Consider the following 15,807-nt stretch of genomic DNA (forward strand, 5'->3'; position numbering starts at 1 on the left):
GTCCGTGCAATAATTCACTATCCATATTAATTTGTATCTGAGTCATTATTCTCCTCCTTGTTTTTGTTTTGGCAAATCCAATTTACAAGGATTGAATTTTGGCTCAAATTCTTTTTACACCATTTTTAGGACTCTATCACATTATTTCCTCTTCAAAATTTTAATATATTATAAATGATAAAACTCTAATTGAGTCAAGTTTGGAATTATTAATTATCAATTCCATAATTTATATATCTTCTAAACAAAATCCTTTCCACTCGATTTTATACTCCTCAAATTGATCGATAATTTTAGCTGCTTTGGTTTTAAGTGATTCTATTCTCAGTTTATTTTTCTTCATTTTTACATCTGCAAAAAGAACATTCTTTTTCATTTGATTAACAGCAACTATATCGATTTCGTTTGTATATTTTTTTTCCCAATATGATCCGATGATATTATATTTTCCCGATTCTATTAGTTTTTTATGAAAATATCTTTCCAAAATTTTGCCTGCATACACATCGTAATGTGCTTTTATATAACGTTTAATATAATCGAAGTTATTCATTTCTACAGATGACCGATTTCTATAAATGAATCTGAACCAGAAATTCAGGAAATTATCTTTTACATAATATTTCTGACGCTTTGAATTTGGCTTTGCCAGAATTGGTTTTATTCGATCGATTATATCATAATTCTGATCTAACCTATCTAAATAACCTCCAATTTTTTTTTGTAAATATGATTCAATTTCACTTCTTCCGGTTTTGCCCTTGGATATCAACTCTAATATGGAAAAATATGTACTGTAATCTTTGCCAAATTCTCCCATCAATACAGAAAACCCTTCCTCTAAAAATGGTGAATTTTCGCGGATTACAGAAGTTAGTAATTTTTTTAAACTGTTGACATTCTCATCAATTAGAATTTCCAGATATTTTGGCATAAAACCTGTCAGAAGAAAAGCGTGAAATAAGACTTTTTGATCAATAATATTAGATTCAGAAAATATTTCTTTTACAGTTTCAATTTTGAAAGGTTGTAATCGTAAAATGCGATCCGCTCTACCAAACAACGGTTCCTTTTCATCGATGAATATTTTATTCATCAAACTGAAAATAGAGCCGCTTAAGATTAAATGAATTCCTCCATTTTCTCTATTTGCATCCCACATATTCTGCAGTTCCGAAATAAAATCAGGATGGTAACGATAAATATCTTGAAATTCATCTATTATAACAATCAATTTTCTTTTTTTGGAATATTCAAATAATAACTGCAAAACATCTTTCAATGTAAAGTTACTTCCGACAACCGGTATTTTCAATTCTTCTCTGATAATATTTACAAATTCGTTGCATAATAAATTCTCATTCTTGCGAGATGCAAAAAAATACAAATGCTGTTTTTCCTTACAAAATTGTTTAATCAAGCGGGTCTTGCCAATTCTTCTACGCCCTGTTATTACAGTCATAGTATTTCTTTTAATAGAAATTTTATCTAACTTCTGTAACTCTTTCAATTCAGAATTCCGACCATAGAATTTCATATAACAACTCCTGTTGTAACAATGCAAATTGTTATAATTACTGTAAAGTTTTTTCTGATTTCTTTTTACTAAATTAATTAATGGATTAATAATTTTTACTTTATCAAACATCAATATCGATTTCATATTTTACAAAATTCCTTGTCAGAAAAATCAGTCTGAAAAACATCGTGGCAATTATAAAATTAAATTTGTATGGGAGATGGAAATGAATTACACAGAAAAGAAGATCGTCAAAAAACCTCGGATATTTTTCTCGGAAGCTCTGGACATTACAAAGTGGGAAAACGTAGAAAAAGTTTTAAAAGAGCTGGAAGTGGAAGAAATCAATTCTGCAGATGAATTGGTAAAATATATGCAGAAACTGGGTGAATTTTCCGATATTCTGGATGAAGAAATGGCTCAACGTTACATCAAGATGACCTGTTTTGCAGATGATGAAAATATCGAAAAAGCATACAATGATTTTTATGCTGATATTGTAGCAAAAGTTCGTCCTTACGATTTCAAATTCAAAAAGAAATTTTATGACAGTCCTTATCGCAGAGAGCTGGATGAGAAGGAATATGGACATTTGAATCAAATCATTTCCAATGATATCGAGCTTTTCCGTGAGAAAAATATTCCTCTTACCGTGGAAGAACGTAAACTTGCCAATAAATACGGCGGCAGTTTTTCCAGGATAACAGTTACTTACAAAGGAGAAGAAAAAACTCTTTCTCAATTAGCTCCTTATCTAAAAGATCCCGATCGTAAAGTACGAGAAGAAGTATGGAAACTGCGCAATGAAAAGATGCTGGAAAAGCGGGAAGAATTCAATCAGCTTTTTGACCAGATGAAAAAGCTTCGCATTCAACAGGCCAAGAATGCCGGATTTGATAATTACCGAGATTATATGCATCAGCGAAAAGGCCGTTTTTCTTACACACCCGAAGATATCTACAAATTCCACGATGCTGTGGAGAAAGAAGTTCTTCCTTTCTTGAAAGAACTAACTCAGGAGAGAAAAGAAAAACTTGGAGTAGAAGAACTTCGTCCCTGGGATACTTCTGTCGATCTGGATGGAAAAGTACTAAAACCCTTTAAAAACATCGATGAATTCGTAGATAAAGCTATCGACATTCTGCATGAGATAAAGCCTGAATTTGGTATTCGCTTGAACCTGATGAAAAATTCCGATCTGCTGGATCTGGAAAACAGGAAAGGCAAAGCTCCGGGCGGTTATAATTATGCACTGCAGGAAACCGGTGCTCCGTTTATTTTTATGAATGCTGTAGGAATGCATCGCAATGTGGTAACACTTCTGCATGAATCTGGTCATGCCATGCACAGTTTTGCTACCAAAGATTTCAAGATAGATGCTTATAAAGGAACGCCCAGCGAAGTGGCAGAACTTGCATCCATGAGTATGGAATTTCTTTCCATGAATTTGTGGAATAAATATTACACTGAGGAAGCAGATTTCAATAAAGCACGCAAAGATCAGCTCAAAGGTTCTCTCAGTTTCTTGCCCTGGTGCATGATCGTGGATGCCTTCCAGCATTGGATTTACTTGAATCCAGATCACACAATGGAAGAACGCGAGGAATATTTTGCTTCTTTGATGGATCGCTATAATACTGGTGTTAACTGGGAAGGATTGGAAGATTTTAAAAAAATTATGTGGCTTTTCCAACTTCATATTTTTGAAGTTCCTTTCTATTATATCGAATACGGAATGTCTCAATTAGGAGCACTTTCTGTTTACAAAAATTACCAGCTCAGCGGCAAAGAAGAAGCTCTGAAGAAATATGAAAAATTCCTTTCTCTGGGATATTCCAAACCAGTTGATGAACTTTATGAAGCAGCTGGCATCAAATTTGATTTCAGTGCTCCTTACGTAAAAAAACTGGTTGATTTTGTTCGAAACGAGTTAAAACAGATCAAGTGATAATTACTGATCTTTAATAAAATCAAGGGGTTTGGTCTGATTAGAAATCGGAGCAAACCCCTTCTTAAAAAAAAAGCAAAAAGGTAAGAAGTTATGAAGAAATTTTTGTTGATTTTTCTATTAACTATTTCAGTTTTTCTATTGGCAGACAAACCTTATGTATTAGTTGTTTCTTTTGATGGCTTTCGCTATGATTATACAGAAAAAACCGATACTCCGAATTTTGATTACCTGCAAGAAAATGGAACCAAAGCAAAATCTCTTCAACCGATCTTTCCTTCCAAAACATTTCCCAATCATTATGCTATCGCCACAGGTAGTTACACAGAAACTCATGGTTTGGTCGCTAACCATTTTTACAGCAGAAAGCATAAAGATGTTTACACGATGAAAGATAAAGAAAAAGTCCGAGATCCTAAATGGTATGGAGCAGAACCGATCTGGGTTACTGCAGAAAGACAAAACGTGAAAACTGCTTCCTATTTCTGGGTAGGTTCAGAAGCTCCGATTGGTGGTTATCTTCCCAGTATTGTAAAGCAGTACCATCATGATTTTCCTTATGAAGCTCGCGTTGATTCTGTTCTCAGCTGGCTGCAGCTTCCTGAAGAAAAAAGACCGCATCTCATCATGCTCTATTTCGATGAACCGGATTCCGGCGGACATAAGTTTGGCCCGGAAAATCCTGAGCTAATTCCAATAATAAAAAAAATGGATTCAATTTTAGGAAAGGTAATTAATGGAATTCAGGAACTGGAAATTGCTGACCAAATCAATCTTATCCTTCTCAGTGATCATGGCATGACAACTGTAAAAAAAGGACAGACGATCAACTTGAATGATTACATCCCGGATCCGGAAATCTGGCATCCTTATTTTGGTGGTCCGGTAGTGCAGCTTACCTTAAAAACCGATTCAAGAAAATTGGAATCCGACTTATTCTTGAAACTGAAATCTATTCCACATATCAAAATTTATGAATACGATACTCTTCCAGAACGTTTTCATTTCAAAAGTTTAGATGCAGGAGATTTTATTCTGGTAGCAGAAGAAGGCTGGACGTTAACCACCAGTGATGATCCTTATGATTCGATGGCTACTCATGGCTACGATCCGAAACTTAAAAATATGCAGGGAATTTTTTACGCCATGGGACCAAATATAAAAGCAAATCATCAAATGGATACTTTTGAAAATATTCATATTTATCCTTTTATCTGCAAACTTCTACAGATTGAACCGTACCGAAATCTGTTTAATGGTCCAGATGGCAAATTAGAAGTTTTGGAAGGTATTTTGGAAAAATAATTCATGCAGAAAATCCCGATAGAAACCTTCCTTCAAAAAGCAAGTTCACTTCCAATTATCGATGTGCGAACATCCGATGAATTTACTAAAGGACACATTCCTGGTGCTTGTAATATTCCGTTATTTTCCAATGATGAACGGGCTATCGTTGGCACAAAATACAAACAGGAAAATCGTGAATCTGCCTTTCGGGAAGGTATTCATCTCATTGCAGCCAAAATCGATTTTTATCTTTCCGAATTGGAAAAACTACATCTTTCTTCCCGCGAAATTTTGCTTCATTGCTGGCGGGGAGGTATGCGCAGCGAAGGAATGGCAAATCTTTTTCGGTCGATAGGATACAAAGTTCATCTTTTAGAAGGTGGTTACAAATCTTTTCGACGAACTGTTCTTAAAAGTTTTGAGAAATCTTATAATTTTATTATTATCGGCGGCATGACCGGCAGCGGAAAAAGTGATGTCCTTCGAGAAATCTCAAAAAAAGATGAGCAGATCATCGATCTGGAAGGAATTGCCAATCACAAAGGTTCTGCATTTGGTGCTTTAGGTCAGCCGGCACAACCAACTGTGGAACAATTTGAAAATGAATTATTCGGTGAACTGAACAAACTCGATCCTGCTGAAAGGATCTGGTTGGAAGACGAAAGCCAGTTGATCGGAAAAGTGCGAATCCCCAAACCTTTTTTTTTGCAGATGAGAAATGCAGATGTTTACAAGCTTGAACTCAGTAAAGAACTTCGCATCAAAAGGCTGATGCAGGAATACACAAATTTCAATAAAGATAAGATCATCTTTTCTATTCACAATATTGCAAAGCGCCTGGGTGGACTTGCCTTCCAGAAAGCTGTGGAATCTGTTCAGAAAAATGATTTTCACACGGCCATCGATATTGTACTTTCCTATTATGATAAAACCTATTCTTATGGAATCTCCAAACGAAAAGATCAAACGATCATTCCAGTTAAAATAGAAGAAGACAATCCCCCAAAAACTGCTAAAATTTTGCTGCAGAAAATTAATTCACGCATCCCCCGAAAAATATTTATTTTTCAGTAAGCAACAAAAAAAACAATAATTTCATTTTTTTCAAGCCCATGAAATTATTCATGGGAAAAGCTAGCAAAACCTTTTATAGTAACCATTTCAATGGTTTTGTGTTTGTGCAAACGGTTGAAACCGTTGTCCGATATATTTCTGGCATCAAGATTCCCACGAATGACCCAGTGAAATTGAATTGATTTCACAGGTTAAAAATTCGTGGGCTTTGCTGGATAAGTTTTTGGACGGGTAAAATAGCAACAATTTTCTTTATTACAGTAAATTAGGTTTATACCTTCCAAATTTTTCGGGGGATGCTTGGAAAATTAATTTATTTGACAAAAGAAACCAAAGCTAATTTATTTAATTTATAAAAGTTGTGAATGTATTCGAATATTAGGAACTAAAGAATTATGTATTACCGTAGAAAAGTACTGTTAGCTTTGATTGAAAAATCTAAGGAAAAAAAAATAGGCAAATTGAATTTGCAAAAAATGCTTTTTCTTTTTTGCAGAAAACAACATAAACCAAGTTACGATTTTATTCCTTATAATTATGGTTGTTATTCTTTTCAAGCTAATAAAGATTTATTACTGATGAGCCAATTTTATAACTTGATCGGAGAAAACGAAACTGAGTGGATATTGAAAACAAACGATTCATATATTAATGAATTGAATAGTTATGATAGTCAAAATATAAGTAATCTTTTCAAAACTGAAGATATTGATAATCAATCAAAATTCATTAGTAGTATTTATAAGAGATATCCTTATTATGCTATAAATAGTAAAAGAAATTTGAACTCCAATGAGCAAAAATTAATTAATCATGAAAAGCAGAAAGTAAAATCTCAAAATAATATGCAGCTTTTTACAATTGGATATGAAGGTAAAAACATAGACCAATATTTAGATGATTTGATTCGAAATAATATAACAGTACTATGCGATGTCCGTAGAAACCCTAAAAGCATGAAATACGGATTTTCTAAGAAACAAATTCAAAGATATTGCAATAATTTAAGTATAAAATACGTACATCTTCCTGAACTTGGAATTGAAAGTAGTCAAAGAAAAAATCTTTCAGATAAAGAAAGCTACAGGAAATTATTTGATCTATATAAGATCCGTTTAAATTCAAAAGCAGAAGAAATTAAACATATTTATGATTTACTTGAAGAGAATAAAAGAATTGCTCTTACATGTTTTGAAAGTGATCCCCTATCTTGTCATAGGCACATTATTGCTAATAAAATCAATAAGGAATTCAATATTCCGATAAATCATATATGAAAGAAGAAATATTTATTTTAGTTAAAACATACCCAACTCTTTCAAAGAAATATTTTGAATTGGTATGTACAGCAGGAATAAATAGAAATGGTGAATGGAGAAGAATCTATCCTATTCCATTTCGTCAACTTTCAGACATAGAGAAATATCAGAAATATCAATGGGTTGATGTTGATATTGAAAGAAACCTTGATGATCCAAGAATTGAAAGTTACAGATTAATTCCTCAAACTTCAATTTCAATTATCTCTCCAGTTTTAGATACTGACAAAGATAGAAGTTGGAAAACTAGGAAAGACATTATCTTTTCTAACACAAAAATTTACACAAATCTTGAAGAAATAATTTATAAAGCCAACAAAGAGAATAGTTTATCGTTGGCAACATTCAAGCCTACCAAAGTTTTAGATGTAACATTTGATGTGGATTCCGAAAAATGGGATGACAATAAACTTAGAGTTATAGAAGCAGATAGGCAACAACTTAAGTTATTTGAAGACTACAAAAAAGAAATCAAAATTGTGGATAAACTTCCATTTAGATTTCGTTACCATTTCATAGATGATAAAGGAGTTGAAACAAAACTAAAGATAGTTGATTGGGAAATTGGACAACTATTTTGGAATTGTTTAAGAATGTCAAAAAATAAGGATCAAGCTTTGAACGATGTATTGAGAAAATACAAAGAAGATTTCATTAATAATAAGGATCTGTATTTCTTCTTAGGAACAACAAGACAATATCATGGATGGGGCAAAAATCCCTTTGTAATAACGGGAATTTTCTATCCACCCAAGGAAAGTTCTCAGTTGCAATTTAATTTATAATCTATTTAAGTTGGAGGTCGTTATGAAAAAGTTCGCAATTTTAATTTTAGTTTTTTCAATTCTCAGTTTTGTCAGTTGCACACCAGAAGTAGATTTGGACGTTGAAAAAGCTGCAATTGAAAAAGTTCTACAAACTTATATTGTTTCGATGGTGGCAGAAGACATGGAAGGAATTTCCAACATTTTTGCACATGATGAAGACATGATAAGTTTTGGAACTGATGCCGGTGAAAGAATTGTTGGTTGGAGCGGCATGAAGAAATTGATGGAAAAACAATTTGCTGCATCTGATCATCCCACAATAAGACCTTATGAACAAGTTATTCGCATCAACTCAACCGGAAACACAGCCTGGTTTACCGAATATACAGATTGGAAAATGATGGCTGGTGAAGAAGAGATAAGCTTAACAGGACTTCGTTTAAGCGGAGTTCTGGATAAAGGCTTAGCTGGCTGGAAAATAGTGCAATTACATTTTTCAGTTCCGGTGGAAGGTCAGGTATTAGAATATTAAATGGGATAGAATTTGATAAATAATGAAAATTCTTAAATTAGACTATCCTCGTGGCAGAGCCAGGAGGTATTTCGCCAAATTTATTTCAGCAAGCTGAAAACCGAATTTTTATTATTTACCCCTCTCCGGCAACTGCCGGATCTCCCCTCCAAAGGGGAGAAAATTTTGAAAGCCCGATGCAGAGCAGCGAGGAATTCTTAAATAAAACCTGTCGGAGAATCAATATCTGGCAGGTTTTATGTTATTTTATCAGAAGCATTTTATTTGTTTTTAATACGTTCTCGGCTCGAACCTGGTAATAATAAACACCCGAAGAAACAGGTTTACCCGAATCATCTTTGCCATTCCAGATTACAGAATAAAATCCATTATTGTCATCCTGAGTCCCGAGACTTTGCTCGGGAAAGGATCTCACTTTCTGACCTTTAAGATTATATATTGTAATATCTACCTGTTCGTATTGTTCGTTGCTGATTTCAAATAAAATCGTAGTGCTTGGGTTGAATGGATTGGGATAATTCCTCAGATTCGTGATCAGCGGAATTACATTCTCATCAGCAGAAACCGGCATAATTATTGTCACTTCCGTTTCCAGATAATCATCACTGAATTCCGCCCAGATCGTAGCAACGCCAAGATCACCAGATTCCCAGAATGTTGATTCAGCTATACCGTTTTGATCGGTAAATCCATAATGAAGAATATTGCCGATATCGCTGTCGAAATATACAGTTGCACCAGCAACCGGTTCTTCATTTTCATCTTGAACCATTGCCTGAATCGTGGAATAAGTTAGATTATCATCAAAATAGATCGTATCCGGCTCCGCCGTTAACCACACCATCGTTTCTTCTGCTGATAATGTGAAAGCAAAAAAAACTATAATAAGAATTACAAATCTTCTCATAAAAAATCTCCTTCTCATCAATCAGAATAGCTAATTATCTTCAGATTTCTATAAACATTTTCAATTCTTACACAAATCTTCGACAAGAAATATTTAAAGAAATTCCTGCCGAAAAATGATTTTGCCGACAGGAATTCATGATTTTCTTTAAACGTTCTTTCTTACTTTATTTAAGCAGGATCATCTTTCTATTTAACTGAAATCCTTCAGATTTGAGCTGATACAAATAGATTCCTGAAGAAACCTGCTGATCATTATCATCTTTACCGTTCCAAACAACTGAATGCTCTCCTGCCGATAGCTGATCAAATTCAAAATTCCTGATTTTCTGTCCTTTTATATTGAAAATGGAAAGTTCTGCCTTTGCAGCCAGATCGGAAGTTATATTGAATAAGATCGTCGTACTTGGATTGAACGGATTGGGATAATTATCCAGCGAAACTATCTTCATGATTGGATCATCACTATAGCTTCCACCATCCACACTTATGGCAAAATCATCAATATTCATTCCACCCAGCATGATATATGAGTCGCTGTAAAATCTGAATCGAATTTGAACGTTAGGTTCATTCAAATATTGAGCCAGAGAATAGGAATATTCCATCCAATCATTCTGATTTCCGGTTAATTCAGCCAATTCATCCCAAGTTTGCCCATCTGTGCTTACTTCCAAATACATATAATCGTAATTCGGTTCAATATTATATTTGGCCCAGAAGCTAACTTCTGCGTCACTGAATCCTGTCAGATCTACACTGATCAGTTCTGCGGAAATATCAAGGTTGCTCAGATAGTTTCCAACTGGACTCTCAGTTAAACTGTAAGTGCCGGAAAATGCTTGATTATCAGCCAGTCCCCAACTTCCTTCAAAAGTCCAATAAGGTGCGCCAGATTCAAAGTCATCGTTAAACGGCAGCGAAATCGGCGGCATCGGAATTACAGTCACGCTATTGGAAGGAACTGATTCCTCACCAGAAGCCGTATAAACTGCTGTTACATAATAAGTGTATTCCTGTCCGTTAGTTAAGCCGAAATCAACATAAGAAGTATAGGCTGACGTTCCAATAGGATCAATCTCATCATCTCGATAAATATAATATTCATCAGCATCGGCAACATCATCCCAGAAAAGCGTGACCATTTCATCACCGGCAATGGCATTCAAATTATCAGGAGGAAGCAGCATATTTGCCATTGTCATTACAGAAGCCATCGTCGCCTGGGTAAAAGTTACCACCTGATCATAATTATTTACACTTGATCCATTCAAATCGTTCGGAGTGTGAATGTAAGGACTGTGAAGATCGCTGTCTTCAAAAGGAAAGATTCCCATATAACCATGATTATTGAATGATGTATGATCGCTGTCTCCACCTGTCAGCATTCCGGGTTCAATTGGAAAATCCGGCAGATAAACACCACAAATTGCTTCGTAGAAATCTACCAGAGGTTGAGCAGATTGAGGAGCTATCATATCGGTATGAATGTATTCTCCATTTTCCAGATAACCAGACATATCTATATTGAAATATCCCAGAATTTCCATATCATTTGCTTCAGCCTGAGAAGCATATTCTTCACTTCCATAAAGGCCATATTCTTCTCCACTGAAAGTGCAGAAGACTATCGTTCGCTTGAAATCGTGCTGACTTAAAATTCGGGCAATTTCCACAATACCTGCACTTCCTGTTGCGTTATCATCAGCTCCGGGCGCATCTCCATAATAGGAATAGGAATCGTAATGAGCACCAAGAATCACGTATTCATCAGGATAGAGCGTTCCAACTTTGGTAGCAATTACGTTCTGACTGGAATTCGGTCCGCCATATGGGATGGCTTGAGTTTCCACGCTGAGACCATAACTTTCAAATTTATTATAAAGCCAGTTTTGAGCATCGATTGAGGTAGGTTCATACCAGTTTCTGGTTCCGAAATCTTCCAAAGTTTGAATTGTGTTGTTCAATTCGACGTCATCCACTTCCGTGAGAAGCTGTGTTACGAAAGGATCTTCTTCCCAACGCGTATTCCTAAGCAGCTTGTTTTCATTCGGGAGCTTTACCTCGATATTATTAATTCGAACAACGCCATTGTGAATGATAGGAACAACTCGATTTCTATACTCTTCAGCTGCTCTTATTATCATAAAATCATCTCGCAGCATCATGATGTCTGCAAATTGATCGATCTCTAAAATATAATCGGAATTATTACCTTCATCCAACCAGAGCAGGAAATAGTCCATTCCTCTTTCCCAGGCATTGGAAGTTATCAATTCACAATCAAAAGCATTTCGATTTTCGGATGTGCCGATCAGAAAATCATCGTGTTTGTAATTTACGATTATATCATCTCTTTCAAAGTAACTTTTTGCTTTTGTAGCATTATCAGTATCGATCAGAATCAAATCGGTCGCTGTCAGCTGCAATACAAAGAAACAAAAAATCAGTGCCATTACAATTTTTTTCATTTTATCCTTCCTTTTACAAATTTATAATAAAATACATTTATGCAAATTACATTCCAAGGACTAAACACTATCTGTCAAACAAAATTGGTTCTGTCATCCATTTCATGGATTTGTTGATAAGTTATTCTTTCTTATTTCCAGGGATTGCATCCCTGGTTATATTCTTCTGTCATCACTTCGTGATCCATATTGATTTATCCAGTCTATCGTAGTACTTTTATCTCGTTCCTAAACTCCAGTTTGGAAACGCAAAAAGTCCTGGAAGGACGATGGATTCTAACTGTGGAAACAATCCGCTGGAAGAAGCTAAAAGATGATTCAAACCCCGGCGGGGTGATAGAACAAAACAATTTCATTTGACTTTCCCTTCGACATTTTGCAACCTGCTTTTGGGAGAATGAAATGGAAATATTAGATTTGAATAATAGTAACCCTCAGTCTCCGATTATATCGGAGCCAGCTCCCTTCACAGGGAGCGAGATCGGAAACAGAAATTTATTTCTTCCTTGTTCTCCCCCTGTTAAGGGGGAATTAAATTTATCCCGTGGAATTCTGTGGATATTCCACTGGGAGGAGGTTAGTAAACAAGAATCACTTTATAAACTGAAAGCGATAATCACATGAAAAACCTTGTCACTAACCACAAACATTACCACGCAGAAGAATTTCGCCTGGTCTGGAAGATCGCCTGGCCCATAATACTGACCAATATGCTGCACGTGCTGGTGGGAATTGTCGATTTCAAAATGGTGGGAACGCTGGGCATTGAGCCGATAGCGGCGGTGGGAATGAGTCGCCAGGTAATGATGTTTTTGATGATCATCATGATCGCTATCAGTGGTGGAAGTTCGGTGTTGGTTGCTCATGCCTACGGTGCTAAAGATCAGCAAAAAGTAAGCCGCACAGCATCGCGTTCTGTTACATTTATGGTACTCACAGCTCTTTGCATCATCACTCCTGCCGGACTGCTGCTTTCCAAACCTATCCTGAATATGCTGGGAGCTAAAGCTCAAGTTATTGAACTGGGTCATTCCTACCTGCGGATTCTATTTTTGGGAAGTGTTTTTCACATGCTCAATTTCATCACAACCGGAATTTTGCTGGGAGTGGGAAGAACAAAAGTATCACTCAATTTGCTGCTGATCACAAATTCATTGAATATTGTGTTTAATTACATTTTTATATTCGGAGTTGGACCCTTCCCGGCTATGGGTGTAGCAGGAGCAGCTTTGGGAACAGCTCTGGCTCGTTTTTTCGGTTCGTTCATCGGCATCTGGATTCTTTTCTCTAAACGCTTCCCGATCCAGATAAAACTGAAAGAAATGTTTCAATTCGATTTTACACTGCTCAAAAAGATCATGTTTCTGGGTGGACCGCGCTCAATGCAGGGAATTGTTCGTAATTTTTCCCGACTTTTCATCATTCGCGTCATCACGCTTCTACCGAATTCTACAAGAGCAGTTTCCGCCTACAGTGTAGGAATGCAGGTACGCATGATCAGCAGTTTTGTGGGCTTGGCTTTTATGAACGCTGCCATGAGCCGGGTAGGACAGAACATGGGAGCTGGAAAACCGGAGCAAGCTGAAAAAAGCGGTTGGCTGGCAGCCGGCATGGCAACCGGTTTGATGACAATTGTTGCTGTATTTTTTTTCGTTTTCCCCACAGCGATTATGAGCTTCTTTACCGATGATACGGAAGCGATTGCCTTGGGAAAAACCTTCTTTCAGATCATTGCTATCAGTGAACCGGTGATGGCTTTTGCCTTTGCTATGGGTGGAGCTCTGCGCGGAGGAGGAAATCCAATTTCACCTTTCATTTATTCCAGTGTTTCCGATCTTGTGGTGGTCATTGTCTGCGGCTATATTATGGCAATTACTCTGAATCTTGGTTTTGCCGGAATTGCCATCGGAATTGCTGTCAGTTCTCTCACACGTGCAGTTCCTTCCGTCTGGAAATTCAAGCAGGGAAAGTGGAAGAAGAATAGGTTGTGAATCACTCCTGCCGTCCTTTCATTCAGACTTGTCCTAAGCTTTGAAAAAGTCTTCGGATAAGTCGGCACGAGATGCAAAGCCATAAGAGATATCACGAGATTCTTCGAAAGCCAAGCTAAGATAAACGTCAGAAAGATGGATTATTATCCGTTTGTATTTGTGAAAATCCGTGAATAAAAAAAAGAATCGCTGGAATTGACCCATGCAGAGTTTGGGTTAAGAACAACGATAAGATACAAGAACACCGTCCTTACCTCAAGCCTACGCATTAAGGCAAGTCCGGTTTTTTATTTTCGTTGTTTTTCGGTGAAAATTCAGTGATTGAAAATCAACCTTTGCGCAGTTCTTTACACACCCCACGGCTAAAGCCGTACCCCTCTCAAGAGGGGAATCGACCATTCGCAAGGTTTTAGAATACCACCCTGAACGTTCTGATCTCAAACGGTTCGAACAGCAATTCTCCAAAATATCTATCCAGTTCGATTTCCATTTCATCGTTTTCCAGCATATCCATTTCGATCAGTTTCTGCCACTCTTTCCACATATCCAACCTAACGCAGCAGCTTTTTCCTTTGGTTTCGTAAAGTCTCAATATAACTCCGTTTCCATCTTCTGCCGGTTTCACTGTTTCGATCTTCACACCAGCGCCATGAATTTGGAAAAAGCTCATGTGTTTTTTTGCTGGTAACTCCGCAATTGGTCGAATGATCAGCGGACTATTCAGAAGATGCGCTTCTTTTAAAACATCCGATTCGATCAGGCTGCCTTTGTGGGGATAATAGGCAAAAGTGAAACTGTGTTTATGCTGATCGGCTTCTTTATCAGTATCTTTAGGACTGCGTAATAGATTTAAATCGAGTGTGTTGCCTTTCACATAATGACCGTATTTGCAGTCATTCAAAAGGGCAAAACCATAATCGGCTTGTGAGAGATCGGCAAAACGATGTGCTGCAACTTCAAACTTGGCAGCATCCCAGCTGGTATTGGAATGGGTCGGTCTATTGAGTGTTCCATATTGGATTTCAAAAGAAGCTTTATCGGTTTGAACTTGCACATCTGCACTCACCCGCAGCATTTTGTGTTCTTCCTGCCAGTCAACTTCGTTCTCAATTCTAATGAGTCGAGAATCTCGTTGCAGTGAAATCCTTTGAATGATCTTTGAGTTTCCGATAGTGAATTTCTGTTTAATTATGGCTCGAAATTTTGACACTAATTCCAATTCAGATGATACAATCTTTGCTTGTTCTGGTTGCGTTTCACGATAAAAATGATTCACATCCCAGGCTCCCCAATTATTGGGTTCATCTTCCCACATTCTCAGCAGATTTGCCTTTCCCGCCAATGTTTCCCGCTGAGCTTCTTTATCGTAAATGGATATGATACATCCATCTTCATCAAGCTCCATGCGGATCAGGTCATTTTCAAGATGTTTTGTAGAAGCATCGAATTTGTAATCCTGTTCTGGAAGCACCATATCAGAACCTTCAAAAAAAATGCAGGTGTAACCCAGAGCCGGAACGTGAATATTGTAATCTACAAATCCATTTCTGGCAGTATAAATTCCACTTGCTTCACCATCACCGATCCAGTATTGTCCGTCTTTGGCAGGCAGTCGCAGGATTTCATTTCGCTCCCAGGGTTGGGAATTGAAAACGATATATTTTTCTGTATTTTTTTTAACTTCTCCAGCAAATTTAGCAATAAGATCGGTTTCTATTTTTTCCAACTTCTTCAAGTTGTCTGCACTCAATTTATTGGCATCTTTGTATACCCAATTAATTGATGAACCGGGTAAAATATCATGGAATTGATTAAGAAGTGTGTCTTTCCAGATGCGGTCAATTTTGTCTTTGGGTAATTCTCCTGCCAGCACTCCCAGAAATTCTACATCGTGCAGTTTCTGTTCGAGTTTGCGATTATGTTTTTTCATTAAACTCTGGGTTGTGTAAGTTCCGCGATGCAGTTCCAGATAAAGTTCTCCTACCCAGGTTGG

11 protein-coding genes are annotated in these 15,807 nt (G+C 36.6%); 7 read left to right on the forward strand and 4 right to left on the reverse strand.

The genetic code is table 11. The features are described 5' to 3' along the window. Nucleotides 1–229: 229 nt before the first annotated feature. Nucleotides 230–1,537 (reverse strand): ATP-binding protein, encoded by a 1,308-nt coding sequence (locus K9N40_10550; GenBank protein ID MCF7814907.1) that lies wholly within the window; start codon nucleotides 1,535–1,537, stop codon nucleotides 230–232. 208 nt (nucleotides 1,538–1,745) lie between these two features. On the opposite strand from K9N40_10550, the gene K9N40_10555 reads away from it, so the two are divergent. The 6 genes from K9N40_10555 to K9N40_10580 all read left to right on the forward strand — a co-directional run bounded on the left by K9N40_10555 (nucleotide 1,746) and on the right by K9N40_10580 (nucleotide 8,446). After that, entirely contained in the window at nucleotides 1,746–3,467 is a 1,722-nt protein-coding gene (locus K9N40_10555) for a M3 family oligoendopeptidase (GenBank protein ID MCF7814908.1), read from the forward strand. 93 nt (nucleotides 3,468–3,560) lie between these two features. After that, nucleotides 3,561–4,772, forward strand: coding sequence for an ectonucleotide pyrophosphatase/phosphodiesterase (locus tag K9N40_10560; GenBank protein ID MCF7814909.1), 1,212 nt, complete (start codon nucleotides 3,561–3,563; stop codon nucleotides 4,770–4,772). Nucleotides 4,773–4,775: 3 nt separating this feature from the next. Beyond that, the gene (gene mnmH / locus K9N40_10565) at nucleotides 4,776–5,828 is read left to right on the forward strand and encodes a tRNA 2-selenouridine(34) synthase MnmH (GenBank protein ID MCF7814910.1); all 1,053 of its coding nucleotides are present in this window, start codon (nucleotides 4,776–4,778) and stop codon (nucleotides 5,826–5,828) included. 395 nt (nucleotides 5,829–6,223) lie between these two features. Then, nucleotides 6,224–7,105, forward strand: a complete 882-nt coding sequence (locus K9N40_10570) for a DUF488 domain-containing protein (protein ID MCF7814911.1) — start codon at nucleotides 6,224–6,226, stop codon at nucleotides 7,103–7,105. Continuing rightward, nucleotides 7,102–7,932, forward strand: a complete 831-nt coding sequence (locus tag K9N40_10575) for a hypothetical protein (protein ID MCF7814912.1) — start codon at nucleotides 7,102–7,104, stop codon at nucleotides 7,930–7,932. The genes K9N40_10570 and K9N40_10575 overlap by 4 nt, the downstream gene beginning before the upstream one ends. A gap of 22 nt (nucleotides 7,933–7,954) precedes the next feature. Continuing rightward, nucleotides 7,955–8,446 carry a nuclear transport factor 2 family protein gene (locus K9N40_10580; GenBank protein MCF7814913.1) on the forward strand — a complete coding sequence of 164 codons (492 nt, stop codon included), beginning with the start codon at nucleotides 7,955–7,957 and terminating at the stop codon, nucleotides 8,444–8,446. A 241-nt stretch (nucleotides 8,447–8,687) separates the two neighbouring features. On the opposite strand, the gene K9N40_10585 is transcribed toward K9N40_10580, so the two are convergent. Beyond that, nucleotides 8,688–9,353: a T9SS type A sorting domain-containing protein gene (locus K9N40_10585; protein MCF7814914.1), complete on the reverse strand. Its 666-nt coding sequence runs from the start codon at nucleotides 9,351–9,353 to the stop codon at nucleotides 8,688–8,690. Between the two features lie 166 nt (nucleotides 9,354–9,519). Continuing rightward, nucleotides 9,520–11,823, reverse strand: a complete 2,304-nt coding sequence (locus K9N40_10590; GenBank protein MCF7814915.1) for a M20/M25/M40 family metallo-hydrolase — start codon at nucleotides 11,821–11,823, stop codon at nucleotides 9,520–9,522. Nucleotides 11,824–12,443: 620 nt separating this feature from the next. On the opposite strand from K9N40_10590, the gene K9N40_10595 reads away from it, so the two are divergent. After that, complete coding sequence (locus tag K9N40_10595) at nucleotides 12,444–13,814, forward strand: MATE family efflux transporter (protein ID MCF7814916.1); 1,371 nt, start codon at nucleotides 12,444–12,446, stop codon at nucleotides 13,812–13,814. Nucleotides 13,815–14,223: 409 nt separating this feature from the next. Here the strand turns inward: K9N40_10595 and K9N40_10600 are convergent. Continuing rightward, nucleotides 14,224–15,807 (reverse strand): hypothetical protein (locus tag K9N40_10600; protein ID MCF7814917.1); only part of this gene is annotated, 1,584 nt, incomplete at its 5' end.

This window comes from Candidatus Cloacimonadota bacterium, from assembly GCA_021734245.1.
Classification (GTDB): Bacteria; Cloacimonadota; Cloacimonadia; order Cloacimonadales; family TCS61; genus B137-G9.